We start from the raw sequence: 23,684 nt of genomic DNA on the forward strand, positions 1-23,684 counted from the left end.
CCGGCGCAGCCTTGGCGCGGCGGTCAGACCGCGCCCTGCTGCCGCAACGGCCCGACCTCGGGCTCAGCCTGCTGCCGGCGCCTGATCCGTTCGGCGGTGTCCTCGAGAATGTCGATCAAATCCTTCTTCGAGACCGGCTTGGTCAAAAAGCCGTCCATTCCGGCAGCCTCGCAACGGGCCCTGTCCTCGGGCATCGCATGGGCCGTCAACGCCACGATGATGGTGGGTGCCAGCCCCTCGGCGCGTTCCAGTGCCCGGATTTCCTCCGCGGCGACCAGCCCGCCCTTCACCGGCATCGAGACATCCATCAAAATCAGGTCGGGCCGTGTCGCCAGATAGCCGTCGACCACCTCCTGCCCGTTGGTCCAGCTCGTGATCTCTTCGACACGGGCGCCGATCATCTTCCGGATGATCAGCAGGTTGGTCTTGTTGTCTTCGGCGACGCCGAGGCGCAGCGGCAGCCTTGGTTCGGGGGCGCTGGCCGTGGTCGCCGCCGTGGCAGTTTGCGGCGTGGCGCCGTCGTGGTGGATCGCGCGGCACAGGCTGCGGAACAGCAGGTCGGTGCGCACGGGCTTGTTGAGGCAAAGCTCCACATCGGTGCGGGTCAGTTCCTGACGCAGGGTTTCCAGGTCACCGGAAGAGAGGATGATGAAGGGCAGATCCTGCGTCTGTGGCAGCTTGCGCAGCGCATGCAGCAGATCGGCGCCGTTCATTCCGGGCATATGGTGGTCCGAGATGATGATGTCGGGGACCGGTTGACGGCCGCTCTGGAAGGCGGCGAGGGCAGCGCGGGCGTTGTCATAGGCGACGCTCTCCATCCCGAAGCCGGCGAGGCGGGCGGTGAGGATGCGGCGGTTGACCTCCAGATCGTCGACCACCACGGCGCGCTTGCCGCGCAGGGCATCGGGATCGAAGAACAGCGCCGAGACGCGCGCTTCGGCGGGCTGGGGCGGGGCGACGGTCTTGAGCGGCAGCACCATGCGGAAACAGGAGCCCTTGCCCAGCGTGCTTTCCACCGTGATGTCGCCGCCCATCAGGCGCAGCAGGCGCCGGGTGATCGCCAGCCCCAGGCCGGTCCCGGCGCGCGACCGGGTGTCATCCTCGTCGACCTGTTCGAAATCGCGGAAGATCGCGTCCAGCTTGTCTTGAGGAATGCCGACGCCGGTGTCGCTGACCGAGATTTCGAACCGCTCTCCGGCCAGTTCCGAGACATGGATGGTGACATGCCCTTCCTCGGTGAACTTCACGGCGTTGCCGGTGACGTTCAGCAGACATTGCCGCAGCCGGGATTCGTCGCCGACCACCCAGGCCGGCAGTTGTTTCTGGAAGTCGACGCAAAGCTCCACCCCCTTGCTGTAGCCGGCGGGGAACAGCAGATCGGCGGCGTCCTGCACGCAATTGTGCAGATCGAAAGGGACTTCGGCGATCGAGACCTTGCCGGCCTCGATTTTCGAGAAGTCGAGGATATCATTGATGATCGTCAACAGCGCCGAGGCCGAACCGAGGATGGTCGAGGCATAGCTGCGCTGTTCATCGTTCAGCTTGGTCTCATTCAGCAGTTCCGCCATCCCCATGATGCCGTTCATCGGTGTGCGGATCTCATGGCTCATGTTGGCGAGGAAGCGGGACTTGATCTCCTCGGCATGGCGCGCCGCATCGCGGGCCCTTGCCAGATCGCGGTTCATGATCGCCATCCGCCAGCCGAGATAGGTGAGCGCGCTGATCGGAATCAGGCTGGCGAGGGTGAGAATCGTGACCAGCATGATGCTGAAGCGGCGGAAGGCGCTGAAGATGGTGGCGCGTGTGTCGCTGACGTTCACGAAGACCTCGGCGGCGCCGATGATCTGGCCGTTCTGGATGACCGGCAGAAGCGTCCGGGAATAGCGCAGCACCGGCGTCTTGTCGGTGACGTCGCTGATCTCGGTGATCTCGGGGGTGCCCGAGAGGATCCGCTCGATGCCCTTCTGGCCCGAGCCGCCGGGGAAGTTGATCGACTGCTGGCGGTTCTGGTCTTGCGCCTGCGTGTTTGCCGAGCTGAGCACCAGGCGCCCGTGGCGATCGTAGATGCGATAGAGCTGCACATTGCCGAAGACGTCGGCGTCATGACGAAGCAGCGGATGCACCGAAAGGTTACCATCCTGGCCCAACAGGTCGAGGAAGGTTTTCTCGTGCAAGACATAGTGGCTGTACCAACTGCGCGCTTCGGTCGAGGCGGCCGTCGTCAGTGTCGATTCCGTGACATGGATCCGGGCGCTTTCGATCAGCCGGCCGGAGATGAAAACCACCATGGCCAACACCAGAGCTGACCAGATCCAGATCTTCAGCCTGCCTATGAACATCGAGGTCTCCCTTCGCCGCGATCCGGGGATTGGGCCGCAAAAACGCTAATTTCGGGTAAAGGAAACTTACATAGATGTTGAAATGTATGCGGCAAGCCCTGCGCGGAAGGCGCTTGAAAGCAGCGTCATGCGCCAGACGATCACCGCCGCGAGGGGCAGACTATCGTTCTATTTCTAAGAGAAAACAGCGGTGGATGGTGGGCGACCCTGGAATCGAACCAGGCGTGCGTCTCCGCGAGGGAGTTACAGTCCCCTGCCACACCTTGCGGCCTGTCGCCCATCCACGTGCGCTGTTGCGCCCGCTGTGGAGGCGTGATTACTAGCGTGGCCGAAGGGCGTCAACAGGAAAAACCGCAATTTTTCAGCCTTTGCGGAGAGAGCCGGGGAAGACCATGAAAAAGCCGAAGTGGGTGATCGAAAAGGAACAGGCGCGCAAGGCCTCGGGGGCGGAAACCGTTTGGCTTTTCGGCCTGCATGCGGTGCGCGACGCGCTGTCGAACCCGCAGCGGGAAAAGCTGCGGCTGATCGTGACGCTGAATGCTCAGGACAAGTTGGCCGATGCCATCGCCGAGGCGGGAATCACGCCTGAGGTGGTCGATGCCCGCAGGTTCTCCGCCCCGATCGACCCGGGCTCGGTGCATCAGGGCGCCGCGCTCGAGGTCAAGCCGCTGGCCTGGGGCAGTCTGGAGGAGGTCTGCATCGGCCGCGAGGCGCCACGGGTGATTCTGCTCGACCGGGTGACCGATCCGCATAACGTCGGGGCCATCCTGCGCAGCGCCGAGGTGCTGGGCGCCTCGGCCGTGATCGGTACGCGGCACCATTCCGCCCCGGAAACCGGCGCGCTGGCCAAGACGGCGAGCGGCGCGCTGGAGCGTCAGCCCTATCTGAGGGTGCGCAACCTGGCCGAGACGATCGAGGATCTGCAGCGCATGGGCTTCTATGTTCTCGGTCTCGACGGCGAGGCAGAGGAGACCATCGAACAGGCGATGGAGGGGCGGCGCGGCGACCCGGTGGCGCTGGTACTGGGCGCCGAAGGCCCCGGTCTGCGAGAAAAGACCAAGGAAACGGTGGACAAGCTGGTCAAGATCGACGCCGCCGGCGGCTTCGGCTCGCTCAACGTCTCAAATGCCGCGGCGATCGCCCTATATGCCTCTCAGTCCCACTGACTGAGAGGAGGCCGCCATACCCCATAGTGTGAAGATCGCCACCTGCAGCTATTGCGGCACCCGCGCGGCACTTGTGCTGGGCGGGGAGGGTCGGCACGAGCTGGCCTGTTCATCCTGCGGCGCCCCCCTGCACGCGTTGAAGATGTTGCAGGCGGGGCCGCTGCCGCCTGTCGGGCCGGCGGATCATCGCAAGTCACCCAAGGCGCGATCGGAGAAGACGAAAAAGCCAAAGGCGCCAAAGCGGCGCAAGGGGGTGTTCGCCCGGGTGCTGGAGGAGGCGATGGATGCGGTCGAGGATATCTTTGACTGATCCCGCCGCGCTTTCACAACCGCGTCATCTGGGCTTTGCAGAGGTGTATCGGGGGGGCATCTTGTGGCACGTCCCTAATGTCCCGAGCTTTAGCCCTTTCGCCATGCATTTCCGACCGATCCTGTCCGCCTGTCTGTTTATCCTGCTCTTGGCCGGGGCCGCACGGGCGGGCGAAAAGACCCTGTTCTTCACCCGCGACGGGGTGGCGATCTCGGGCTATGACGCGGTTGCCTATTTCATCGAAGGGGCGGCGGTGCGTGGTCGGGCCGATATCGCGGTGATGTGGCGCGGGGCGGTCTGGCATTTCGCCGACCGCGGCAACCGCGAACGGTTCGAGGCCAACCCGCGCGCCTATGCGCCGCAATTCGGTGGTTATTGCGCCTTTGGCATGGCCGGCGGTCAGGTGGCTCCCAGCGATCCGCAGCTCTGGAGGATCGTCGATGGCAAGCTTTACCTGGTTCAGGACCCGCGCCAGCTTGTCCTCTGGTCCGCCGATCCGGCCGGTTTCATCGCGCGCGGCGCAGAACACTGGCCGGCAGCACTTTTTCGTTGAAATGGCTTTCACGAAAATGCGATCCGGTCTTCTTTTTTCAAAGTTGATGCCTAAATCCCACAATGACCGCGGACCGGAACTCCCGCGGGTCATTTCACTGTCCCTCGTTCCACGACTGGCGCCCGAAGCTTTTCTGCTTCGGGCGCTTTTTTCTGTCACGCGATCCGTCTAAGGTGACCCCATGCCCGAATATGCCGACGCCCTGCTGAAAGAGATCCTGCGCCAGACCCGCACCATCGCGTTGGTCGGTGCCTCCGCCAATCCTGACAAGCCGAGCTTTCGGGTCGGTCAGTTCCTGACCGAGAAGGGGTATAAGGTCATCCCGATCAACCCGGGCCTGGCCGGCCAGACGCTCTGGGGGCAGGAGGTGGTGGCCTCGCTTGCCGATATCGAAGGGCCGGTCGACATGGTTGATATCTTCCGCCGCTCCGAGGCGGTGCCGCCGGTGGTGGACGAGGCCCTGGCCGCCTTTCCCGATCTCAAGGTGATCTGGATGCAGCTCGGGGTCGAGAATGCCGAGGCCGCCGCCAAGGCCGAGGATCGCGGCATCACCGTGATCCAGAATCATTGCCCCAAGATCGAATATTCCCGGCTGATCGGCTGACGGGCCGCCTCAGTCGCGGGCCAGCAGCAGATCCAGGCTTTGACGCAGCCGCAGGCGCAGCGCGTCCCGCGTCTCGCCGGTCAGCATATAGCCGCAGCTCAGCGTGAAGGAATAGACCGAGATGGCGCGCAGCCGCGCCGGCTCGGTGTCGAAACCGCAGGATTCGAACTGGCGGGTGAAAAAGCCCAGGCGTTCGGCATCGACCTGTTTCAGCCCCGCGCGCACATCGGGATCACTTTGCCCCCATTGGCGCATCGCCACCTCGGTGCCGACGTCATAGGTGCCCAGCGTGACGAATTCGACCACATGCCAGATCCGCTGTTCAGCTCGGTCATAGGTGGTTTCGACATGGCGGATCAGCCCCGTGGTCTCCCGCCGGCGCCAGTGGTCGAACAGGCTGCCGAGGAAATCGCGCCGGTCCCGGAAGTGCCAGTAGAAACTGCCCTTGGTCACTTTCATCGCCTTGCAGACATGATCAATCCTGAGGCCGCCGGGCCCCGTCTTGCCCAGAAGCTTGAGCCCGGCATCCAGCCAGTCCTGTTTCGACAGGCGATCCTCCTTCATCCGGCCGGTATTGGTGCCGCTGCCGGGGGCTCTGGGGTCTGTCGCCTGTGTCATCTCTGTCGCCTGTCCAGATGTCGTCCGGCACGCGTGCTGGGCCGGGCTGCTCTCTTCCTAACCGGAGCCGTCGCCTCCCGTCACCCCTCGGGGCTCATTTTGCGACGCTCGTGTGAAAAGGATTGACCGGCGTGCCGATGCTCCACAAGTCTATACCGAATGGTATGGAGATTCTTGCTGTCCGCCCCCGAGTCGGAGATCGGGGCGTGGCAGGACCGACTCCTGCCGGGGTTCGATATGTCGAAAGGAGACGAGATGAGCATCGTTTTGACCGAGAAGATCACCACGCCGGCGGCCTGGGTGGGCGGGGACTTCGCCAACGACGACAGCTGGATTCACCCGCTGTCCGCCGAAAATATTGCCGCCATCGACGCGGCCCTGGCCGGGCTTGAGGCCAAGGGACTGCGCTTTCCCCATTTCACCAAGGCGGATTTCCCGCTGGGCGGGCTCGAGGCGCTGCTGGTGCAATGTTCGGACGAGCTGGAGAACGGCCGCGGCTTCTGCGTGCTGCGCGGCCTGCCGGTCGAGCGATACAGCGAAGAGCAGATCAATACGCTTTATTACGCGATCGGCCTGCACATGGGGCAGCCGGTGGGGCAGAACCCGCGCGGTGATCTGATCGGCAAGGTGATGGCGGTGGGCGACGCGAAGAAGAAGGAAACCCGCGTCTACGAGACCAACCTCTATCTGCCCTATCACTCCGACCCGTCGGACATGGTGGGGCTTTTGTCGATCCGCAAGGCGAGGCAGGGCGGGCTGAGCAGCCTGATCAGCGTCGCCGCGATCTATAACGAGATCCTGGAAAAACACCGCGAATATCTCGGGCTCTACTACCGGCCCTGGTATTTCTCGCATCTCTGCGAGGATATGCCGAGCCTGTCGCCGATCTTCAGCTTCAACAAGGGCAAGCTGAGCTGCCGCTATCTGCGGCAATATCTGGAGCTCGGGCATGAGATCATGCAGGCGCCGCTGTCGAAGGTCGAAATCGAGGCGCTCGATCTCTTCGACGAGATCATCATGTCGAACCGCCTGCGGCTGGACATGATGCTGGAGCCGGGCGATCTGCAATTCGCCAACAACTACGCAGTGCTGCATTCGCGCAATTCGTTCGAGGATGACGAGGATCCGGCACGGACGCGGAAACTGCTGCGGCTCTGGGTCAAGATGCCCAACGCGCGGGAACTGGCGCCGGAATTCCCGGGGCGGAACGGTTTTCCGATCCCCGAAGGCGCCTATTGATCAGGCGTCATTTTCCGGTCGGTCTTCTTTACAGGAAGATTTGAGCCCGGCGCCGACCGCGCCGCTGGGCAGGAAGGCCCCGCCGATTGCGGCGGGGCCAGGCGAGGGCGATCACTTTTCTTCGCCGAAGATCTTCCAGATCAGAGCACCCAGGATGGCGCCTGCGATCGGCGCCACCCAGAACAGCCAGAGCTGCCCCAGCGCCCAGTCGCCGGCGAAGAGCGCCTGGCTGGTCGAGCGCGCCGGGTTGACCGAAGTGTTGGTCACCGGGATCGAGATCAGATGGATCAGCGTCAGCGCCAGGCCGATGGCGATCGGAGCAAAGCCGGTCGGTGCCCGGCCGTGGGTCGAGCCGAGGATGATCATGATGAAGAAGCCGGTCAGCAGCGCCTCGATCAGCGCGGCTGAGAGCAGCGAATAGCCGCCCGGCGAATGCTCACCATAGCCATTGGCGGCGAAACCGCCCAGTTCGGCGCCCGCCTTGCCCGAGGCGATGACATAGAGCAGCGCCGCGGCGGCGATCGCGCCCAGCACCTGCACGATGATATAGGGCAGCAGCGATATAGGGCAGCAGCTTGGTCGCGGGGAACCGTCCCGCCACCGTCAGGCCAACCGAGACCGCCGGGTTGAAATGGCCGCCGGAGATGCCACCCACCGCATAGGCCATGGTCAGGACGGTCAGCCCGAAGGCCAGCGCCACACCGGCAAAGCCGATGCCCAGCTCAGGGAAGGCGGCGGCGAAAACCGCGCTGCCGCAGCCGCCGAACACCAGCCAGAATGTGCCGAAGAACTCGGCTGCAAGTTGCTTTTGCATTTCGTACCTTTTCACAAATACACAGGCACTGCTGAAGCCGAAGTTAATGATTTTTTAACCGGGAATTTCTCTCCATTTTCCCCCCTTGCGGAGCCGCGGCATTTCTCCAGCCGCCGCCGATGACCGGTCGCAGGCCGCAGGCCGGCGCATTGACGCGACGGCTGACGGGCCGGGAGCCTCGGCGTGCCGATGGAACATGCAAAGCGTTGTGGGAATCACTCCGGGGGGCGAAACCGCCCATCGCGCCCCGGTCTCGGGGCGCGCGGTCCCGCTCGAAGCGGGGGGCTCAGGTCTTGCGGGCGGCCTTTTCGGCGATGCCGCTCATGCCCTGGCGGCGGGCGAGTTCATCAAGAACCGCCTGAAACGGCACATCGCTCGCCTGCAGCATGACCAGCATGTGATAGAGCGTGTCGGCCGCCTCTGAGGCCAGCCGCTCCTTGTCGCCCCTGACCGCCTCGATGATCGCCTCGACGGCCTCTTCGCCGAATTTCTCGGCGCATTTCGCCGGTCCCTTGGCCAGAAGCTTGGCGGTCCAACTCGACTCGGGGTCGGCCGAGGCGCGCTCGGCCACCGTCTGGGCCAGTTGATCGAGGATGTGCATCAGGCAAACTCCAGCCGCATGGGGATACCGGCGGCGGCCATGTATTCCTTGGCCTCGCGGATGGTATAATCCCCGAAATGGAAGATCGAGGCGGCGAGAACCGCGCTGGCGTGGCCTTCGGTCACGCCCTCGACCAGGTGTTGCAGGTTGCCGACGCCGCCGGAGGCGATCACCGGCACCTCGACCGCATCGGCGATGGCGCGGGTGAGCGGCAGGTTGAAGCCGGCGCGGGTGCCGTCCCGGTCCATCGAGGTGAGCAGGATTTCGCCGGCGCCCTTGGCCACCACGGTGCAGGCGAAGTCCACCGCGTCGATCGGATTGCCATCGGCGTCGAGCGCGGCTTTGCGGCCGCCATGGGTGAAGATGCCCCAGCGGGTGCCGACGCCGTTGTCGTCGGTCTCGATGGTCTTGGCGTCGATCGCCACCACGATGCACTGGCTGCCGAAGTGATCGGCGGCCTCGGCCACCACATCGGGGTTGGCGACGGCGGCGGAATTGAAGCTGACCTTGTCGGCGCCGGCCAGCAGCAGCTTGCGCACATCGTCCCTGGTGCGGACCCCGCCGCCCACGGTCAGCGGGATATAGCATTGCTCGGCGGTGCGTCGGACCAGATCGTACATGGTGCCGCGGTTCTCGTGGGTGGCATGGATGTCGAGAAAGCAGAGCTCGTCCGCGCCGGCGGCGTCATAGGCCTTGGCGGCCTCGACCGGATCACCGGCGTCCACCAGATCGACGAAGTTGACTCCCTTGACCACACGGCCATCGGCCACGTCGAGGCAGGGGATGATGCGGGTTTTCAGCATGGGGCCGCTCCTTTGCCGCTTTCATAACGCCGGGGGCGCAGGGGGGAAAGGGGGCATGGGGCGCGAAGGGGGCGAGGGCGGGGCCTGTGGCGGGCGGCCGAGACGCGCCCTGCCGGGCGCGGCCTCCGGCGGGGATATTTTCGGCTAGAAAAAGGGCGGGCGCCGCGAACCTAGCCGGCGGCGGCGATACGCTTGATGGCGCTTTGCAGGATCAGCTTGTGAAACGGCATCACCAGCGCCAGATAGATCCGGCCGAGAGCATTGTTGCGATGCACCCAGGTGGCGATATGGACGATACCGTCGTGTTTGAGCACGGTGATGCGGAAATCCAGATGGCGGTCGTCCATGCCGACCAGAACCTCGTCCTCGGTCTCGTATTCCACCGGAAACCCCGGCCGGCCCTCGCTGCTGGCGGTCTTCAGGCCGAGCGGGCTGACCAGCGTATCGCGCAGCTTGAGAAGCGATCGCGCCCAGTTGGGAGAGCGCAGCGCCAGCTCCAGCGCCTGGCGCGCGCTGAGCGGGGTGGCGACGCTATAGGTATCGAGAAAGTCACCAGGGGCGACGCGGGGCCAGATATGGGCATGTCGGGGCAGGCTGGCGGCGGTCATCGGCCATCTCCTTGGGCATGGGGTGGCCTGAGCAGAGCATGGGTTGGATCGTCGGAGAAGGCGGCAGATCGTCTCGGGGGGGATTAGCCGCGGGGGCGGCGCAACAGCGTGGTGAGGCCCCAGAGAAGCCCGGCGGTGAAGGAGATCGGGGCGAGGAAGAACAAGCCCCAGGCCGAGATCATGCCGAGACTATAGGCGGTCTCCCCCAGATCGTGGCCGGCGATCACGCAGGGATGGCTGCTGCCCTCGTCGATCCGGCAGCCCAGCGGGCCGGCGAGGATCAGGGTGAGGCCGAGGGCGCCCAGCCAGACCAGGATCGGCGCGAGGGTGGCGAGGGCGAGAAGGCGGGAGAGAAGGCGCATGGTGTCGACGGGCAGGGGAGAGGGGGCGCCCGGTGGCGCGCCCCTCGGTGTTTTGGGGCTCAGCCCTTGAGCGTGGCCAGCGCCTCTTTCAGGTCGATGGCACCGTCATAGAGCGCGCGGCCGGAGATCGCGCCGTTCAGGGCCGCGCCGCAGTCGCGCAGGGCGATCAGATCGGCGATCGAGCTGACGCCGCCGGAGGCGATCACCGGGATCGACACCGCGCGGGCCAGCGCCGCCGTCGCCTCGACATTCGGGCCCTGCATGGCACCATCGCGGTTGATGTCGGTATAGATGATGGCGGCGACGCCGGCGTCCTCGAAGGAGCGCGCCAGATCGGTGGCGTCGACATTGGTTTCCTCGGCCCAGCCCTTGGTTGCGACCATGCCGCCCCGGGCGTCGATGCCCACCGCGACCTTGCCGGGGAAGGCCCTGGCCGCCTCGCGCACCAGGTCGGGGTTTTCCACCGCCACGGTGCCGAGGATGACGCGGGCCAGCCCCTTGGAAATCCACGCCTCGATCGTCGCCATGTCGCGGATGCCGCCGCCGAGCTGGGCGGGGGTGCCCGGGCAGGCGGCCAGGATCGCCTCGACCGCGGCGGCGTTCACCGGCTCGCCCGCGAAGGCGCCGTTCAGATCGACCAGATGCAGCCAGTCGCAGCCCGCTTCGACAAAGGCACGGGCCTGGGCGGCGGGATCGTCGTTGAAGACGGTGGCTTTCTCCATCTCGCCGCGCAGCAGGCGGACGGCCTGACCGTCCTTGAGATCGATGGCGGGGTAGAGGATCATGGCTTCGGCCTTTCGCTGAGGGATTGGCGGCGTATTGCACCGGGGCGCCGTGAAATGCAACGCAGGCCGCGCAGCGGGGCTTGTCGCAGCGGGTTAGTTTGAGGCACCTTGCTTGCGGACAGCAGGAAGGACGCTGCGATGAAGACCTTTGTCCTTGCGGCCCTGGTGGGCATGGCACTGGCCGGGACGGCCCTGGCCGATCCGATCGAGGGGACCTGGCAAACGCAACCGGACAATGGCGCCTATGCCTATGTGCGGATGGCGCCCTGCGGTCAGGCGCTCTGCGGGGTGATCACGCGGACCTTCAAGGCCGAGGGGGAATATAAATCCCCCAATATCGGCAAGACCCTGGTGATCGACATGGAGCCGAATGGCGGCGGCAGCTATTCCGGCAAGGTGCTGCGACCGGCGAACGGCAAGCTCTACATCGGCAAGATGCAGTTGAACGGCAAGACATTGGCCTTGCGCGGCTGCGTGGCAGGCGGGCTGATCTGTTCGAAACAGACCTGGAGCCGGGTGGAGTAGGCAAAGCCGCGCCGGAGTGTGATCAGAGCGCGTTCCGGCAATTGCGGGGCGTTGCGGGACGGGTGTATTTTGCGCCGTCGCCTGTGCCCCGGCATATGTGAGTCGCCCCGGGGACTGCGCCTTTGTCGCTTGATCTGGAGTGATACCGGTGCCTGTTCGCTCGCCCCTGTTCCGTTTTTCTGCCGTCCTGGCTGCGGCAGCTTTCATTCCCCTGACCGCCCTGGCGGAAACGCCGCTGGGCACCTGGGCCACGCCGCCCGACAACAAGGGGATCTCCGCCCATATCGAGGCGCACCCCTGTGGCGAGGCCACCTGTGGGGTGATCGCGCGCACCTATGATAGCGAGGGCCGTGAGGTCGAGACGCCCAATCTGGGCGTTCAGGTGTTCTGGGACATGAAGCCGGTGGGCGGCGACACCTGGGCGGGGCGTGCCTTCGTGCCGGCGCACAAGCGCAGCTATCAGGGCACCATGCAGGTGCAGGGCAACCGCATGGTGGTGCGCGGCTGTCTCGGCCCGGTCTGCCAGTCGCAGATCTGGCGGCGGGTGAACTGAGCGCGTGGCGCGCGCGTTCAGGGTTTCCAGCGCAGGAAGTTGCCGATCAGGGTCAGGCCGGTCTTCTGGCTTTTCTCCGGGTGGAACTGCATCCCCAGCATGGTGCCTCGACCGATGATGGCGGTGACGTCACCGCCGTAATCCACATGCGCCAGACGATCGGCCGGATCGGTCACGCGGAAGTGGTAGGAGTGGACGAAATAGGCGTGATCGCCGGTCTTGATCCCTTCGAGCACCGGGTGGGGATTGTCGATCACCAGATCGTTCCAACCCATGTGCGGCACTTTGAGCCTGGGGTCTGAGGGGGTGATCTTGACCACCTCGCCGCCGATCCAGTCGAGCCCCTTGGTATCCTCGTATTCGCGGCCCCAGGTCGCCATCAGCTGCATGCCGACGCAGATGCCGAGGAAGGGGCGGCCGCGATGTTCCACCGCCTCGACCATGGCGTCGAACAGGCCGGACTGGCCGCGCAGGGCGGCGGCGCAGGCGGGAAAGGCGCCGTCGCCGGGCAGCACGACGCGATCGGCGCGGGCGACGACATCGGCGTCACCGGTGACCACCACGGTGCCGCCGCCGACCTCATGCGCCATGCGCTGAAAGGCCTTTTCGGCGGAATGGAGGTTGCCGCTTTCGTAGTCGATGATGGCGGTCAGCATGGCTTGGATCTCCGACGTTCTTGCGGGCGTTCTTTCGGGGCAGTCCTGTCCGGTCCGCTTGCGGACCGGTTCGCACCCGACCCGCCCCCAGGGCGGGTGCAAACCTCACGTCTCTTGTGCGACCCCGGGTTTCCCGAGATCAAAGCGCCCCTTTGGTCGAGGGGATCGCATCGGCCTTGCGCGGGTCGGTCTCGACCGCCACCCGCAGGGCGCGGGCGACCGCCTTGAAGGCGGCCTCGGCGATATGGTGGCTGTTGAAGCCATGGAGCTGATCCACATGCAGGGTGATGCCGCCATGGGTGCTGAGCGCCTGGAAGAACTCGCGCACCAGCTCGGTGTCGAATGTGCCGATCTTCGGGGTCGGCAGGGTGACGTTCCAGACCAGATAGGGCCGGCCCGAGAGATCGAGCGCGCAGCGCACCTGGGCGTCGTCCATCGGCAGGTGGCATTCACCATAGCGCCGGATGCCCTTCTTGTCGGCCAGAGCCTGCGCCAGCGCCTGACCCAGCGCGATGCCCACATCCTCGACTGTGTGGTGATCGTCGATGTGATAATCGCCCTTGGCGCGCACCGTCATGTCGATCAGCGAATGGCGCGACAACTGGTCGAGCATGTGGTCGAAGAAGCCCACGCCGGTCTGGTTGTCATAGCTGCCGCTGCCGTCGAGGTTGAGTTCGACGGTGATGTCGGTCTCTGCCGTCTTGCGGGCGATCCGGGCCTGTCGCATGGGAGTAATCCTTTGATAGCGCGCCCCTTATAGGCGGATGGGCGCTCAAGGCCAAGATGGCGTGGCATGGCGATTGCACTTTCGCCCGGCGCGCGCTGACGGCATGATGCCGCCATGAAATACGTGGTCGATATTGACGAGCTTCTGGCCGACGGGGTGATCGCCGCCGATCAGGGCAGGGAGATCGCGCGCCGGGCGCGCGAGGGGATGATCGCCTCGGCGATCAATTTCGTGCTGTTCTGCGGCATCCTGGCGGTGATCGCCGGCATGGCCGCCTATGTCTCGGACGCGGGGCAGCTCGCGCTTCTCGGTGGCGGGGTGACGCTGGTCGGGGCGCTGGCGCTGCTTTGGGGGCGAGAGAATACCCAGTTTCTCGCCAATGCCACCGCGGTGATCGGGGCGGTGATGCTGATGGGCGGCGGCACGGTCCGGCTGGTGGGCGACAGCGGTGGTGAGCTGCGCGCGGCGGTCGTCGGGGCGCCGGTGGCGCTGGCGGCCTATGCGCTCTGGCGCTGGGGGCCTGCGCGGCTGCGGCTGCTGGCGGGCTGGCTCTGTTTCCTCGGGCTGGCGGCGCATCTGGGCGGGTTGCTGCTGGCCTCCGACACCGGTGTGCCGCAATGGCTGCTCTATCACTATGCTGGGGGGCTGCTGATCCTCTGCGGCCTGGCGCTGGATATCCGGGCGGTGACGGCGCTGGCGATTCTGCCGCTGGGCGCGGCGCTCTCGGCGCGCAGCTTCGCCGAGGGGGAGATCGGCGCCATGGCGATCTATGAAAGCACGCTCACCATCCTGCAGATGGCGCTGCTTGCCGGGCTCTGCCTCTGGGCGGCTTCGGCGGTTGGGCGGCGGCTCGGGCGCCATGCCGAGGTTCTGGGCAGCCTCGCCTTCGTCTGGATGAACGCCGCCTTCTGGGTGGGATCGGTCTGGGGCGATGTGGTGGGCGTCACGCTCTGGGGGCCGAAGTGGTCGGAACTGAGCGCCACGCCCTATTACCAGGCCGACGAGGCGTTGCAGCAGAGCTTTCGCGCGACGCAGGAAGCCTATGAGGCGACCGCACCGCATATCCCGGAGGGGGCCTTCGCGCTGGTCTGGACGCTGGTGTTGATCGCCGCCGGGCTCTGGGCCGCGACGCGGACGCGGCGGGCGGTCTTCAACACCGTGATCACCTTCGGCACGCTGCATCTTTATACCCAGTATTTCATGCGCATCGACACCACGCCGGGCACCGTGGTGGTGGCCGGGCTGATCGCCATCGCCATCGCCTATGGCGCCTGGCGGCTGAACGGTGGGCTGAAGGCGCGGCAGAGGCGCGCGGGGCTGGGGGATTGAACCCGGACGCAGGCCATGCGAGCTTGGCCGCGGAATAATTCAGAGGCCTGCCATGTCCACCTGCGTCTTCATTCAGCTGCGCTGCAAACCCGGCACCACCTATCGGGTCGCCGAGAAGATCGCACTGCGCGAGATTCATTCCGAGCTCTATTCGACCAGCGGCGAATACGATCTGTTGATGAAGCTCTATATCCCCGGTGGCGAGGATGTGGGAAAATACATCAATGACAACCTGTTGGATATCGAGGGCATCGAGCGGTCTATGACCACGATGACCTATAAGGTGTTCTGACCCCTCGGGGCGGTGGTTCCGCGCCGCGGGCAGCAATAAGAAAGGGGGCTGTCTGCCCCCTCTTGTCCCCTGCGGGGCCAATTCACCCCCGAGGATATTTTCAGCTAGAAAAAGAGCCGAAAGCGCGTGGCGCGGTCAGTCCCTGGCGGCCTTCATCAGCCGGTCGGCCTTCTTGCGGACCAGCACGCTGCGCAGGTCATGCATCGCCATCAGCAGCGCATCGGTCACCGCGTCGATCTGGGCGTCGGTGGCGCGCGATTGCGCCCATTGCGCGGTCAGGTTCAGGTGATCGACCGTGCGCAGGATGTCGTCGACCTCGCGCCGCGCCAGCAAATCGGCGCGTTCCTCCATCCAGGCGCGGATACGCTCCAGATCCTCGGGCGAGAGCCGGCGGTCGCCATGCGGGCGGATCTCGCCATTGCGCATGTTGACGATGGCGATCTGCTCCATCTCGATGCGCCGGTCGCGGCTGGTGGTGTCGATGCGGAAGACGAAGGCGCCGTTTTCGCGGACGCGGAAGTAATAGTCGGGCAGATCGCTGGTCATGTCGCGCAGTCCTTTCGGGCAGAGCGCGGGGGGCGACGGCGGGCCGCCCCCCGGTCAACGGTCAGATCAGCTGAGGCTGGCACAGAACGCGGCGATACGGGCGCAGGCCTGTTTCAGGTTCTCGTCCGAAGTGGCATAGCTGATGCGGAAGTTCGGGCTGAGGCCGAAGGCGGCGCCGAACACCACCGCGACGTCCTTTTCTTCCAGCAGCGCCTTGGCGAAGGCCTCGTCGTTTTCGATCTTGGTGCCGGCCGGCGTGGTCTTGCCGATCAGACCGGCGATCGAGGGATAGACGTAGAAGGCGCCCTCGGGCATCGGGCAGGTGATGCCGTCGATCGCGTTCAGCGCGGCCACCACCATGTCGCGGCGGCGTTTGAAGATGGCGTTGTTGGGCTCCAGGAAGTCCTGGGTGCCGTTCAGCGCCTCGACCGCCGCCCATTGGCTGATGGTGCAGGGGTTCGAGGTCGATTGCGACTGGATCTTGCGCATCGCCGCGATCAGCACTTCCGGGCCGCCGGCATAGCCGATCCGCCAGCCGGTCATCGCATAGGCCTTGGAGACGCCGTTGCAGGTGAGCGTGCGGTCGTAGAGCGCCGGTTCGATCTGCGCCGGGGAGACGAATTCGAAACCGTCGTAGACCAGATGTTCATACATGTCGTCCGACATGATCCAGACATGCGGGTGCTTCAGCAGAACGTCGGTCAGCGCCTTCAGCTCGTCCTTGCTGTAGGCGGCGCCGGTCGGGTTCGAGGGCGAGTTGAAGATGAACCATTTGGTCTTGGGGGTGATCGCCGCCTCGAGCTGATCCGGGGTCAGCTTGAAGGCGTTTTCCAGCGTGGTCTCGATCGCAACCGGGGTGCCGCCGGCGAGCAGCACCATATCCGGATAGCTGACCCAATAGGGGGCGGGGATGATCACCTCGTCGCCCGGGTTCAGGGTGGCCATCAGCGCGTTATAGAGGATCTGCTTGCCGCCGGTGCCGACGCTGATCTGTTTCGGCGTGTATTTCAGCCCGTTCTCGCGCTCGAACTTGGCGCAGATCGCCTGCTTCAGCTCCATCAGCCCGTCGGGGGCGGTGTATTTCGTCTTGCCGGCCTGGATCGCGGCGATGGCGGCGGCCTTGATATTGTCGGGCGTATCGAAGTCCGGTTCGCCCGCACCCAGGCCGATCACGTCACGGCCGGCGGCCTTGAGTTCCGCCGCGAGGGTAGTGACCGCCACGGTGGGCGACGGTTTGACACGGGAGAGGGTCGTGGACAGGAAACTCATGAGAGGGCCTCGGTTTGAATGTTTCGCGCGTCTGTCATAGGGTGAGGCAGGAAGGCGATCAACCCGCACCGATGCGATCGGGGTGGCAAGCGGGGTTGCGCCCAGAGCCGGGGTAGCCGGATCGACCCGGACGCGATCAGTGGGAGAGGGATATGAGCGAGGCGGAGGACGACTGGTTCGGACCGGAGGCTGCGACCTTTGGCGACCGGGTGGCCGGCGCGCGGGAGGCGGCGGGCATGAGCCAGGCGCAATTGGCAAGGCGGCTGGGGGTCCGGCACGGCACGATCCGATCCTGGGAAGAGGATCTGTCCGAGCCGCGTGCCAACAAGCTGTCGATGATGGCCGGGCTGTTGAATGTGTCGATCATGTGGTTGCTGACGGGCGAAGGCGATGGCATGACGGCGCCGGCGGATGAATTGGCCGAGGACGGCCGTGATCTGAGACCTTTGGTGGCCGAAATGCGCGCGCTGCAGACCGAAATGCGCGCCATGGCCGAGCGGGCGGCGCGGCTGGAGAAAAAGCTGCGTGCCTTGATGGAACGGGAACGGACATGAGCGAGACGAGAGAAATCCGCATCAAGCGGCTGAAGATGCGGTCGATGCGGCGCGGCATCAAGGAGATGGACCTGATTCTTCAGGCCTATGCGGCGGGGCGGCTGGAGGCGATGACGCCGGCAGAGCTCGATCTCTATGAGGCGCTGCTCGATGAAAACGACCAGGATCTGTACCAATGGGTCACTGGTCAGGTTCAGCCGCCGGCGGCGCTGGCCGGTTTGATCCATGAAATTTCCATGACTTTTCAAGGGTAAGGCCGGTTTCCGCCAGTGGCGGTCTCGGGTCGTGTGAGATTTAACCGAATTTTCGGGATTTCCCCTCACCCTTGTCTCCAAGCAGTTAGATGTGGAGAGACAGATGAGTATGGAAATGAAGGTGAGCCTTGCCTCGCGCAAGGGCTTCATGACGGGGTACCTGGAATCGTTGGCTCTGGTCGAGCGGCTGCACCGGCTGCTTCTGGACGTCATCAAGGATGAGTTCGAACGCGTCGGGATCCTCGAAATCAATGCCGTGCAGGGGCTTTTGCTGTTCAATATCGGCGATAACGAGGTGACTGCCGGCGAATTGAAGAGCCGCGGCTACTATCAGGGCAGCAATGTCAGCTATAACCTGAAGAAGCTGGTCGAGATGGGGTATATGCACCACCAGCGCTGCGAGATCGACCGCCGTTCGGTGCGGGTTCGGCTGACCCAGCAGGGGCGGCAGATTCGCGATGTGGTCGGTGATCTCTTCCTGCGCCATGCCGAAGGGCTGGAGGAAAAGGGCGTGATCACCGCCGCCGGGATCGAGGATATCACCGGCACGCTGAAGCGGATGGAACGCTATTGGTCGGACCAGATCCGCTATATCTACTGACATCAGGGTTCAGCCCGGGTGCCCCGGCTGCGTGGGCGCCCGCAACAGGCTGATCGCGCGCGGGCGCAATTCGCGCAACAGCTTGCGCCGCATGGCGCCTTCGTAATCCTCGAATCCGCGGGCGATTTCGAGAAAGGCGCCAGGGCCGTGCAGCACCTGGTCGCGATAGAACCCTTCGACATCGGCCTGATCCGGCCCGTCGAGCGGCGCGACCACCAGCCCGTTGACCACCACCTCATCGAAGGGAAAGGCGGCATAGGCCTCGGCGGGGCCGAAGCCCTCGTTGTTGATGCCGTCGCCCGCCATGTCGAGGGTTCGCATCAGGCAGTCAGGTGCCCGGGCGAGCAGGCCGGCGCCATAGCCCAGGGCATATCCCATCGCGGTGGGGAATTCGGTTTCGCTGCGCCGTGACTGGCGGATGATCTCTGCCAGGGCCAGCAGATCATCCTGGGTTTCGATCAGGCGCCAGTCGGACAGCAGCCTCTGCTTGTCGCGTCCGCTCCATTCATAGGCGGCGATGGCGACGGGGGCGGGCGCGGCGAAGACGGCGGCCGCCACCTCGGGAGCGAGCAGCGCCGCCGTCAGCCCCTGGCGTTGCAGCGCATCCTCGCGCGGGTCGACCGAGCTTGAGACATCCATGGCCAGCACCAGCGCCTGCCGGCAAGGGGCGGCATCGGCACCGCCGGCGGCCAGCGCCAGGACGCCGGCCAGGAGGCTGGCGCTCAGCTTACCAATGGCCGGTGTTCTCCATGCTGGCCCAGGGTTCGGCAGGCTCCAGCGCGCCACCGTTCTGCAGCAGTTCGATCGAGATATTGTCGGGCGAGCGGACAAAGGCCATGTGCCCGTCGCGCGGCGGCCGGTTGATGGTGATGCCCGCATCCATCAGCGTCTGGCAGGTGGCATAGATATCGTCGACCCCATAGGCGAGATGGCCGAAATGCCGGCTGTCGCTGGGCAGGCCCTCGTCGCCATCCCAGTTATAGGTCAGTTCGATCGGGCAGTCCTCCTGGCCGGGAGGGGCCATGAAGACCAGGGAAAACCGTCCGCCCTCGCTGTCGATCTGGCGGGTCTTCTTCAACCCGAGAAGTTCATAGAAGGCCATGGATTTTTCCAGATCCTTCACGCGCACCATCGTGTGCAGGTATTTCAGCGCCATCAGGCAGCTCCGTTCCTTGGTTGCAGCTTTGCCCCGAGCTTAACGCCTTGCGCCCCCATGTCGAGCGTGGCGGTTCAGAAGGCGGACTGAATGCCGAAATTCACGCCCAGCCGATCAGCATCATAGAGCGAAATGTTGCTATAGGTGCGCGAGGCGCTGATCTGCATGGTCGGGTTGAACCCGTAATAGTCGATCTGGCGGAAGATCATGGTGAAATCCGCCTGTACCCGATCGTCGCTGCGCCCGTCCGGACTGTGGGGCGAGAAGTCATAGGACCGGTTGCGCGCCCAGAGGCCAAGCTGCACCGTGGCGCCGGCCAGGGGTTTTGCCAGCGTCAGCGCCGCCCTGAGCCCGAACTCGTCGAATTCGTCGGCGGCATAGGAGGAGGTCGCCCGCGCCAGCGTCGCATTGGTCCAGAGTGTGGCGCCGTTCAGCACCCGGGTGGTATGGGAGACATCCAGCCGCAGGATGTCGCTGTCGCTGGTGGCGATCCCGTCCTGATGTTCGCCGGCGAGCCGCAGGTCGATCTTGTCGCCCGATCTGAGACGATAGGACTGTCCGCTGCCCAGCCGGTAGAAGCGCAGATATTCCTCGCCGCCGTACCAGACCTGTCCCAGATCGCCGGACAGCCGGTATTCGCCGCGCCCGCCCCAGTTCAGCCCGCGAAAGCTGTAGCCCAGCGAATAGCTGGCATAGTCGAAATCGCTGCCCTTGGCACCGGGGGCGATGGATTTGGCTTCGTTCGACAGGGTGTAATGGTGCAGATCGGCGGTGAAGATGATGTCGTGGGCCTGGGTTTCGGTTTCGGCAAGGCGATAGCGGGTGTTGAGCCCCAGCGCGTATTCCACCCCCGACAGCGCGCGGGAGGAGCCGCCAAGCTGGTATTCTGCCGGCCCGCCGAAGAATATCTCGGACAGCTGGTAGTTCAGGAAGGAATAGCGCGCCGAGGAGCCGTTGTTGATGTTCGAATCCGGCGTCACCGAAAACGACAGCTGCGCCGCCCAGGGGTTGCGCAGCCGGACATAGCGGAAATCCTCGACCGCCTTGCGGCTCAGCGCCTCGTTCGGGGCGTATTGGATGGCGCGGCGCAGCCACCATTGCGCCTGGGTGCGCTGGCCGTTCGACGACAAGGCCTGCGCCATGACCAGAGAGCTTGCGTATTTCGCCCCGTCATCCGTCGAAAGCCGCCAGGCCAGCCGCGCCGATTGCTTGGCTTGATCGTATTGCCCCTGATCGCGGGCGGCGCGGGAATGGATCAGCAGCGCGGCGCGGTCCTGGGGGTTGCGACGGATCAGCGCCTGGGAAAATTGCAGCGCCTGGTTCGGATCGCCGCCGCGCAGCGCCATCCAGGCCGCCGCCCGCATCTGATCGGCGCTGAGTTCGATGCCCTGCGTCGGAACCGCCGCGAGCGGTCCTGTCATCAGCCCCGCCAGCACGGCCAGCGCGCAGGCCAAGGGGCGAAGACGGGGCAGGGGGCGCGGGCGGAGCATCGCCGGCTCAGTCGCGATAGACGATGAAGCCGCTGGTGTCGCGCACCGTATCCGCCACCGGATCGACCGAATTCTCCAGCACCACGACGCCGACGATCTGATCGGCCTTGTCCCCCGAGACGATGGCGTAATATTTGCCCTGCTCGAAGGGGCGAAGCGTGCCGCTGCTGTCGGTATAGAAGCTCTGCACCTGGCCCAGCATTTCGCCATTCTTGTCCATCACGCCGGGGCCGACGGTGAAGGTCGCCACCGGATAGCTGCGCAGGCTGATGCCCTCGGCGGTTTCGATCCGCCTCAGCACCGTGCTGGTGATGTCCTTGCCGTTGATGTCATAGATCTTGCGGTTGCTGATGGTGCCGCTGACCGCATCGCCGCGCCCGCCGGTCGAGGCGTTGAAATCGTTGAAGTCGATGGCGATCTCGATATCGGCGCTGGAATATTCCAGCCCGCCCGCGCCGTTGAAGTCGCGCAGCCCCGCCATCACCCCATTATAGATCGCCTGGCCGGAATTGGGCAGGGTCACGCCTTCGTTGCGCTGATAGACGAAGCCGCCGAAGCCGTAATCGGCATAGGCGCCGGTGCGCACGATGGCGAATTCGGTGCGCCCGGTGCCGCCCTTGCTGACGCCATAGATCGCGCGATGGGTGAACTGGTTGACCGGCTTGCCGTTCTGCGGATCGGTGAACTGCTGATCCGCCTCATAGACGTTATAGCCGCTGAGCGATCTGACCTTGGTGCCGCGCGAATATTCATTGTCGCCGTCGAAGGCGAGGTTGTCGACGGTGAAGGTATCCTTCTTGGCGTTATAGCGGATATTGCTGGCATAGCCGTTGCCGATATAGGCCGTCTCGGTCGAGGTCGGCTCGCTGCGCTTGATGGCGCTGGCGGGGGTGACGGTGTCAGGATCGGGCGGGGTCCCGGGATCGGCAAAGGGGTTGCTGCCGCCGCCGCATCCGGCCAATACCAAAACGGCCGCTGTCGCGACGAAGAACCTGTTCATACTGCCTGCCTCTGTTCTCTGATCCGGAACAAGTTTTGCCGCCAAGCATCTGTGAAATCGGCGAAAAGTCAATCTCGAATCCGTGATCCTTCAGGCTTTCGCAGCGAGGATGCGGAAATGCCATACCCGATCTTGCGGTTTTACCGGCGCTTCCGGCCAAGATATAGTGGACGCCGACTCAGAGAGAAAAGGAGCCCCCCATGTCGCTGTCGCCCGAGCATCAGGCCGAGATTGACGATCTGCGCGCCCGGCCGCAGTCCACGCTGCGCAGCACCGCGCCGGGGATGGAGGGGCATCTCTATACCGCCTATCCGGTGCTGGACCACGGATTCGTGCGGGTCATCGACTATATGGGCGACGATGCGGCGATCTGCCAGGCGGCGCGGGTCTCCTATGGCAAGGGCACCAAATCGGTGTCGAACGACGAGGGGCTGATCCGCTATCTGATGCGGCATTGGCATTCGACCCCCTTCGAGATGTGCGAGATCAAGCTGCACGTCAAACTGCCGGTCTTCGTGGCGCGGCAGTGGATTCGCCACCGCACCGCCAACGTCAACGAATATTCGGCGCGCTATTCGATCCTGGATCGCGAATTCTATATCCCCGCGCCGGAACATGTGGCGGCGCAATCGACGGTGAACAACCAGGGCCGCGGCGAATTGCTGGAAGGGGCGGAGGCCGCGCGCGTCCTCGAAATCCTCAAGGCCGACAGCGCGCGGGCCTATGACAATTACGAGGCGATGATTTCCCAGGATGGCCAGCAGGGCCTGGCCCGCGAACTGGCGCGGATGAACCTGCCCGCCAATATCTATACCCAATGGTATTGGAAGGTCGATCTGCACAACCTGTTCCATTTCCTGCGCCTGCGCGCCGACGCCCACGCCCAATACGAAATCCGGGTTTATGCCGAGGAGATCTGCAAGCTGGTCGCCGATTGGGTGCCCTTTGCCTATAAGGCCTTCGAGGATTACCGCATGGGGGGAGCGACGCTGAGCGCCACAGCCCTTGATTGCATTCGCCGGATGGTGAAGGGTGAAGAGGTGAGTCAAGAAAACTCCGGCATGTCCAAGGGGGAGTGGCGGGAGTTCATGCAAGTGGTGGGGTGAGGTGCCCGGAGTTGGATGTCTTTTACAGTATATGTCGATGAAAGCGGCGAAGCCGGCATTGTAAAAGTGCGCGATGGTTTGAAGCCAGGTGCATCAAGGTATTTTGTGCTGGGTGCGATGGTGGCGCAGGACGCTGCCAAAATTCGAGCCAAAGAGGTATTGGGAGAAGTCAGGAAGACCATCTCAAAGAAGAAATGGAAGCATGCTACTGAATTGGATCATGCGTCCAAAGTTCTTCTTGCGCGGGAAATGTCTAAGCTGCATGTTCGTTATTTTGCCGTCATTTCTAACAAGGTTACGCTCGGGGGATACAAGGACTTTATCGACGCAGATCCGCAGAAATATTACAATAAGTGTCTTTGCTATCTTCTGGAGAAAGTGTGTTCTTACCTGGCTAGGTTTAACGTCACCGAGAACGATGTTCGCGTTGTTCTCGAAGAACGAAATCACAACTATGATACTATGCTAAGGTATCTGATGACGGTGAGGGACAAGCCCATATACCCTCAGTCCCGATCTCTCAAGTTGCTCAACCCTTTTTCAATTGTTGCTGTGAAGAAAGGTGAAGACGACTGTTTGGAGTTCGCGGATTTTGTTTCCCATGCGGTCTACCTTTGTGCCAACAAGACCCAGAACAACTATTTTATTCCTGAGCCAAGGTACTTTTCGGAAATTTCGAAGCGCTTCGCTGGTGACGATAGGGGGCGAATACTTGGTGTCGGGTTGAAATGCATACATGATCTGACGAGTCTTGAGTTGGACGACGATATTCAAGCATTGTTCAAAAACTCTCGGGCGCAGCTTCCAAAGCAACAACCATAAGA

29 protein-coding genes, 1 tRNA gene and 1 pseudogene are annotated in these 23,684 nt (G+C 64.2%); 14 read left to right on the forward strand and 17 right to left on the reverse strand.

The genetic code is table 11. The annotated features are described in order from the left end of the window. Window positions 1–23: 23 nt before the first annotated feature. A complete protein-coding gene (locus ACN0V4_RS14820) occupies window positions 24–2,339 on the reverse strand; it encodes a response regulator (RefSeq protein ID WP_417677427.1) in 2,316 nt (771 codons plus the stop codon). A 195-nt stretch (window positions 2,340–2,534) separates the two neighbouring features. Further along, window positions 2,535–2,618 (reverse strand) — tRNA-Tyr (locus ACN0V4_RS14825). 113 nt (window positions 2,619–2,731) lie between these two features. Between ACN0V4_RS14825 and rlmB the strand changes: the two genes are divergently transcribed. The 4 genes from rlmB (at window position 2,732) to ACN0V4_RS14845 (ending at window position 4,972) form a co-directional block, all read left to right on the forward strand. Further along, window positions 2,732–3,505: a 23S rRNA (guanosine(2251)-2'-O)-methyltransferase RlmB gene (gene rlmB, locus ACN0V4_RS14830; RefSeq protein ID WP_417677429.1), complete on the forward strand. Its 774-nt coding sequence runs from the start codon at window positions 2,732–2,734 to the stop codon at window positions 3,503–3,505. Between the two features lie 28 nt (window positions 3,506–3,533). Continuing rightward, window positions 3,534–3,815 carry a hypothetical protein gene (locus ACN0V4_RS14835; RefSeq protein WP_417677431.1) on the forward strand — a complete coding sequence of 94 codons (282 nt, stop codon included), beginning with the start codon at window positions 3,534–3,536 and terminating at the stop codon, window positions 3,813–3,815. A 103-nt stretch (window positions 3,816–3,918) separates the two neighbouring features. Beyond that, a complete protein-coding gene (locus ACN0V4_RS14840) occupies window positions 3,919–4,368 on the forward strand; it encodes a YHS domain-containing (seleno)protein (protein WP_417677433.1) in 450 nt (149 codons plus the stop codon). 181 nt (window positions 4,369–4,549) lie between these two features. Next, window positions 4,550–4,972: a CoA-binding protein gene (locus ACN0V4_RS14845; RefSeq protein WP_417677435.1), complete on the forward strand. Its 423-nt coding sequence runs from the start codon at window positions 4,550–4,552 to the stop codon at window positions 4,970–4,972. 9 nt (window positions 4,973–4,981) lie between these two features. On the opposite strand, the gene ACN0V4_RS14850 is transcribed toward ACN0V4_RS14845, so the two are convergent. Further along, window positions 4,982–5,590 carry a TetR/AcrR family transcriptional regulator gene (locus ACN0V4_RS14850; RefSeq protein ID WP_417677437.1) on the reverse strand — a complete coding sequence of 203 codons (609 nt, stop codon included), beginning with the start codon at window positions 5,588–5,590 and terminating at the stop codon, window positions 4,982–4,984. Between the two features lie 255 nt (window positions 5,591–5,845). Here ACN0V4_RS14850 and ACN0V4_RS14855 point away from each other — a divergent pair, with 255 nt between their 5' ends. Next, window positions 5,846–6,829 (forward strand): TauD/TfdA family dioxygenase, encoded by a 984-nt coding sequence (locus ACN0V4_RS14855; RefSeq protein ID WP_417677439.1) that lies wholly within the window; start codon window positions 5,846–5,848, stop codon window positions 6,827–6,829. 111 nt (window positions 6,830–6,940) lie between these two features. Here the strand turns inward: ACN0V4_RS14855 and aqpZ are convergent. The 6 genes and pseudogenes from aqpZ to hisA form a co-directional block, all read right to left on the reverse strand. Continuing rightward, window positions 6,941–7,643 (reverse strand): annotated as a pseudogene (aqpZ, locus tag ACN0V4_RS14860) (aquaporin Z). A 286-nt stretch (window positions 7,644–7,929) separates the two neighbouring features. Then, window positions 7,930–8,244, reverse strand: coding sequence for a phosphoribosyl-ATP diphosphatase (locus ACN0V4_RS14865; RefSeq protein ID WP_417677441.1), 315 nt, complete (start codon window positions 8,242–8,244; stop codon window positions 7,930–7,932). After that, window positions 8,244–9,047: an imidazole glycerol phosphate synthase subunit HisF gene (gene hisF / locus ACN0V4_RS14870; protein WP_417677443.1), complete on the reverse strand. Its 804-nt coding sequence runs from the start codon at window positions 9,045–9,047 to the stop codon at window positions 8,244–8,246. Before hisF ends, ACN0V4_RS14865 begins: the two co-directional genes overlap by 1 nt. Window positions 9,048–9,217: 170 nt before the next feature. After that, window positions 9,218–9,655, reverse strand: a complete 438-nt coding sequence (locus ACN0V4_RS14875; RefSeq protein WP_417677445.1) for a DUF2867 domain-containing protein — start codon at window positions 9,653–9,655, stop codon at window positions 9,218–9,220. Window positions 9,656–9,738: 83 nt separating this feature from the next. Continuing rightward, complete coding sequence (locus ACN0V4_RS14880) at window positions 9,739–10,017, reverse strand: hypothetical protein (RefSeq protein WP_417677447.1); 279 nt, start codon at window positions 10,015–10,017, stop codon at window positions 9,739–9,741. A gap of 59 nt (window positions 10,018–10,076) precedes the next feature. Continuing rightward, the gene (hisA, locus tag ACN0V4_RS14885) at window positions 10,077–10,802 is read right to left on the reverse strand and encodes a 1-(5-phosphoribosyl)-5-[(5-phosphoribosylamino)methylideneamino]imidazole-4-carboxamide isomerase (protein WP_417677449.1); all 726 of its coding nucleotides are present in this window, start codon (window positions 10,800–10,802) and stop codon (window positions 10,077–10,079) included. A gap of 138 nt (window positions 10,803–10,940) precedes the next feature. Here hisA and ACN0V4_RS14890 point away from each other — a divergent pair, with 138 nt between their 5' ends. Then, window positions 10,941–11,327 (forward strand): DUF2147 domain-containing protein, encoded by a 387-nt coding sequence (locus tag ACN0V4_RS14890; RefSeq protein ID WP_417677451.1) that lies wholly within the window; start codon window positions 10,941–10,943, stop codon window positions 11,325–11,327. A 148-nt stretch (window positions 11,328–11,475) separates the two neighbouring features. Next, window positions 11,476–11,880, forward strand: a complete 405-nt coding sequence (locus ACN0V4_RS14895) for a DUF2147 domain-containing protein (RefSeq protein WP_417677453.1) — start codon at window positions 11,476–11,478, stop codon at window positions 11,878–11,880. A gap of 17 nt (window positions 11,881–11,897) precedes the next feature. On the opposite strand, the gene hisH is transcribed toward ACN0V4_RS14895, so the two are convergent. Then, complete coding sequence (gene hisH / locus ACN0V4_RS14900; RefSeq protein ID WP_417677455.1) at window positions 11,898–12,536, reverse strand: imidazole glycerol phosphate synthase subunit HisH; 639 nt, start codon at window positions 12,534–12,536, stop codon at window positions 11,898–11,900. 139 nt (window positions 12,537–12,675) lie between these two features. Further along, a complete protein-coding gene (gene hisB / locus ACN0V4_RS14905) occupies window positions 12,676–13,263 on the reverse strand; it encodes an imidazoleglycerol-phosphate dehydratase HisB (protein ID WP_417677457.1) in 588 nt (195 codons plus the stop codon). A 114-nt stretch (window positions 13,264–13,377) separates the two neighbouring features. Between hisB and ACN0V4_RS14910 the strand changes: the two genes are divergently transcribed. Further along, a complete protein-coding gene (locus ACN0V4_RS14910) occupies window positions 13,378–14,592 on the forward strand; it encodes a hypothetical protein (RefSeq protein ID WP_417677609.1) in 1,215 nt (404 codons plus the stop codon). A 52-nt stretch (window positions 14,593–14,644) separates the two neighbouring features. After that, window positions 14,645–14,884, forward strand: coding sequence for an Lrp/AsnC ligand binding domain-containing protein (locus tag ACN0V4_RS14915; RefSeq protein WP_417677459.1), 240 nt, complete (start codon window positions 14,645–14,647; stop codon window positions 14,882–14,884). 135 nt (window positions 14,885–15,019) lie between these two features. Here ACN0V4_RS14915 and ACN0V4_RS14920 read toward each other — a convergent pair whose 3' ends face one another. Together ACN0V4_RS14920 and ACN0V4_RS14925 are read right to left on the reverse strand one after the other, a co-directional pair. Next, a complete protein-coding gene (locus ACN0V4_RS14920; protein ID WP_417677461.1) occupies window positions 15,020–15,430 on the reverse strand; it encodes a hypothetical protein in 411 nt (136 codons plus the stop codon). Window positions 15,431–15,496: 66 nt separating this feature from the next. After that, the gene (locus ACN0V4_RS14925; RefSeq protein WP_417677463.1) at window positions 15,497–16,699 is read right to left on the reverse strand and encodes a pyridoxal phosphate-dependent aminotransferase; all 1,203 of its coding nucleotides are present in this window, start codon (window positions 16,697–16,699) and stop codon (window positions 15,497–15,499) included. 152 nt (window positions 16,700–16,851) lie between these two features. Between ACN0V4_RS14925 and ACN0V4_RS14930 the strand changes: the two genes are divergently transcribed. The 3 genes from ACN0V4_RS14930 to ACN0V4_RS14940 all read left to right on the forward strand — a co-directional run bounded on the left by ACN0V4_RS14930 (window position 16,852) and on the right by ACN0V4_RS14940 (window position 18,108). Next, window positions 16,852–17,253, forward strand: a complete 402-nt coding sequence (locus ACN0V4_RS14930; protein ID WP_417677465.1) for a helix-turn-helix domain-containing protein — start codon at window positions 16,852–16,854, stop codon at window positions 17,251–17,253. After that, window positions 17,250–17,507 (forward strand): succinate dehydrogenase assembly factor 2, encoded by a 258-nt coding sequence (locus tag ACN0V4_RS14935; RefSeq protein ID WP_417677467.1) that lies wholly within the window; start codon window positions 17,250–17,252, stop codon window positions 17,505–17,507. Before ACN0V4_RS14930 ends, ACN0V4_RS14935 begins: the two co-directional genes overlap by 4 nt. A gap of 103 nt (window positions 17,508–17,610) precedes the next feature. After that, on the forward strand, window positions 17,611–18,108 hold the full coding sequence (locus ACN0V4_RS14940) for a MarR family winged helix-turn-helix transcriptional regulator (RefSeq protein ID WP_417677469.1): 498 nt from the start codon (window positions 17,611–17,613) through the stop codon (window positions 18,106–18,108). Between the two features lie 9 nt (window positions 18,109–18,117). Here ACN0V4_RS14940 and ACN0V4_RS14945 read toward each other — a convergent pair whose 3' ends face one another. From ACN0V4_RS14945 to ACN0V4_RS14960, 4 genes are all read right to left on the reverse strand, one after another. Beyond that, on the reverse strand, window positions 18,118–18,834 hold the full coding sequence (locus ACN0V4_RS14945; protein WP_417677605.1) for a DUF1194 domain-containing protein: 717 nt from the start codon (window positions 18,832–18,834) through the stop codon (window positions 18,118–18,120). A gap of 1 nt (window position 18,835) precedes the next feature. Beyond that, the gene (locus ACN0V4_RS14950) at window positions 18,836–19,264 is read right to left on the reverse strand and encodes a VOC family protein (protein ID WP_417677471.1); all 429 of its coding nucleotides are present in this window, start codon (window positions 19,262–19,264) and stop codon (window positions 18,836–18,838) included. A gap of 74 nt (window positions 19,265–19,338) precedes the next feature. Beyond that, window positions 19,339–20,754, reverse strand: coding sequence for a hypothetical protein (locus ACN0V4_RS14955; protein WP_417677473.1), 1,416 nt, complete (start codon window positions 20,752–20,754; stop codon window positions 19,339–19,341). Window positions 20,755–20,761: 7 nt separating this feature from the next. Continuing rightward, window positions 20,762–21,754 carry a hypothetical protein gene (locus ACN0V4_RS14960; protein WP_417677475.1) on the reverse strand — a complete coding sequence of 331 codons (993 nt, stop codon included), beginning with the start codon at window positions 21,752–21,754 and terminating at the stop codon, window positions 20,762–20,764. A 200-nt stretch (window positions 21,755–21,954) separates the two neighbouring features. Here ACN0V4_RS14960 and thyX point away from each other — a divergent pair, with 200 nt between their 5' ends. Together thyX and ACN0V4_RS14970 are read left to right on the forward strand one after the other, a co-directional pair. Continuing rightward, the gene (thyX, locus tag ACN0V4_RS14965; protein WP_417677477.1) at window positions 21,955–22,860 is read left to right on the forward strand and encodes an FAD-dependent thymidylate synthase; all 906 of its coding nucleotides are present in this window, start codon (window positions 21,955–21,957) and stop codon (window positions 22,858–22,860) included. A gap of 15 nt (window positions 22,861–22,875) precedes the next feature. Then, window positions 22,876–23,682, forward strand: coding sequence for a DUF3800 domain-containing protein (locus ACN0V4_RS14970; protein WP_417677479.1), 807 nt, complete (start codon window positions 22,876–22,878; stop codon window positions 23,680–23,682). Window positions 23,683–23,684 lie beyond the last annotated feature (2 nt).

The organism is Pseudodonghicola sp. (assembly GCF_048268305.1).
GTDB lineage: Bacteria > Pseudomonadota > Alphaproteobacteria > Rhodobacterales > Rhodobacteraceae > Pseudodonghicola.

Bases quoted from the DNA above. Each gene is read 5' to 3' on its own strand.
- ACN0V4_RS14820 (WP_417677427.1), bottom strand. From the start codon at position 2,339: ATGTTCATAGGCAGGCTGAAGATCTGGATCTGGTCAGCTCTGGTGTTG.
- rlmB (WP_417677429.1), top strand. From the start codon at position 2,732: ATGAAAAAGCCGAAGTGGGTGATCGAAAAGGAACAGGCGCGCAAGGCC.
- ACN0V4_RS14840 (WP_417677433.1), top strand. From the start codon at position 3,919: ATGCATTTCCGACCGATCCTGTCCGCCTGTCTGTTTATCCTGCTCTTG.
- ACN0V4_RS14845 (WP_417677435.1), top strand. From the start codon at position 4,550: ATGCCCGAATATGCCGACGCCCTGCTGAAAGAGATCCTGCGCCAGACC.
- ACN0V4_RS14850 (WP_417677437.1), bottom strand. From the start codon at position 5,590: ATGACACAGGCGACAGACCCCAGAGCCCCCGGCAGCGGCACCAATACC.
- ACN0V4_RS14855 (WP_417677439.1), top strand. From the start codon at position 5,846: ATGAGCATCGTTTTGACCGAGAAGATCACCACGCCGGCGGCCTGGGTG.
- ACN0V4_RS14865 (WP_417677441.1), bottom strand. From the start codon at position 8,244: ATGCACATCCTCGATCAACTGGCCCAGACGGTGGCCGAGCGCGCCTCG.
- hisF (WP_417677443.1), bottom strand. From the start codon at position 9,047: ATGCTGAAAACCCGCATCATCCCCTGCCTCGACGTGGCCGATGGCCGT.
- ACN0V4_RS14875 (WP_417677445.1), bottom strand. From the start codon at position 9,655: ATGACCGCCGCCAGCCTGCCCCGACATGCCCATATCTGGCCCCGCGTC.
- ACN0V4_RS14880 (WP_417677447.1), bottom strand. From the start codon at position 10,017: ATGCGCCTTCTCTCCCGCCTTCTCGCCCTCGCCACCCTCGCGCCGATC.
- hisA (WP_417677449.1), bottom strand. From the start codon at position 10,802: ATGATCCTCTACCCCGCCATCGATCTCAAGGACGGTCAGGCCGTCCGC.
- ACN0V4_RS14890 (WP_417677451.1), top strand. From the start codon at position 10,941: ATGAAGACCTTTGTCCTTGCGGCCCTGGTGGGCATGGCACTGGCCGGG.
- hisH (WP_417677455.1), bottom strand. From the start codon at position 12,536: ATGCTGACCGCCATCATCGACTACGAAAGCGGCAACCTCCATTCCGCC.
- hisB (WP_417677457.1), bottom strand. From the start codon at position 13,263: ATGCGACAGGCCCGGATCGCCCGCAAGACGGCAGAGACCGACATCACC.
- ACN0V4_RS14910 (WP_417677609.1), top strand. From the start codon at position 13,378: ATGAAATACGTGGTCGATATTGACGAGCTTCTGGCCGACGGGGTGATC.
- ACN0V4_RS14915 (WP_417677459.1), top strand. From the start codon at position 14,645: ATGTCCACCTGCGTCTTCATTCAGCTGCGCTGCAAACCCGGCACCACC.
- ACN0V4_RS14920 (WP_417677461.1), bottom strand. From the start codon at position 15,430: ATGACCAGCGATCTGCCCGACTATTACTTCCGCGTCCGCGAAAACGGC.
- ACN0V4_RS14925 (WP_417677463.1), bottom strand. From the start codon at position 16,699: ATGAGTTTCCTGTCCACGACCCTCTCCCGTGTCAAACCGTCGCCCACC.
- ACN0V4_RS14930 (WP_417677465.1), top strand. From the start codon at position 16,852: ATGAGCGAGGCGGAGGACGACTGGTTCGGACCGGAGGCTGCGACCTTT.
- ACN0V4_RS14935 (WP_417677467.1), top strand. From the start codon at position 17,250: ATGAGCGAGACGAGAGAAATCCGCATCAAGCGGCTGAAGATGCGGTCG.
- ACN0V4_RS14940 (WP_417677469.1), top strand. From the start codon at position 17,611: ATGAGTATGGAAATGAAGGTGAGCCTTGCCTCGCGCAAGGGCTTCATG.
- ACN0V4_RS14950 (WP_417677471.1), bottom strand. From the start codon at position 19,264: ATGGCGCTGAAATACCTGCACACGATGGTGCGCGTGAAGGATCTGGAA.
- ACN0V4_RS14955 (WP_417677473.1), bottom strand. From the start codon at position 20,754: ATGCTCCGCCCGCGCCCCCTGCCCCGTCTTCGCCCCTTGGCCTGCGCG.
- ACN0V4_RS14960 (WP_417677475.1), bottom strand. From the start codon at position 21,754: ATGAACAGGTTCTTCGTCGCGACAGCGGCCGTTTTGGTATTGGCCGGA.
- thyX (WP_417677477.1), top strand. From the start codon at position 21,955: ATGTCGCTGTCGCCCGAGCATCAGGCCGAGATTGACGATCTGCGCGCC.
- ACN0V4_RS14970 (WP_417677479.1), top strand. From the start codon at position 22,876: ATGTCTTTTACAGTATATGTCGATGAAAGCGGCGAAGCCGGCATTGTA.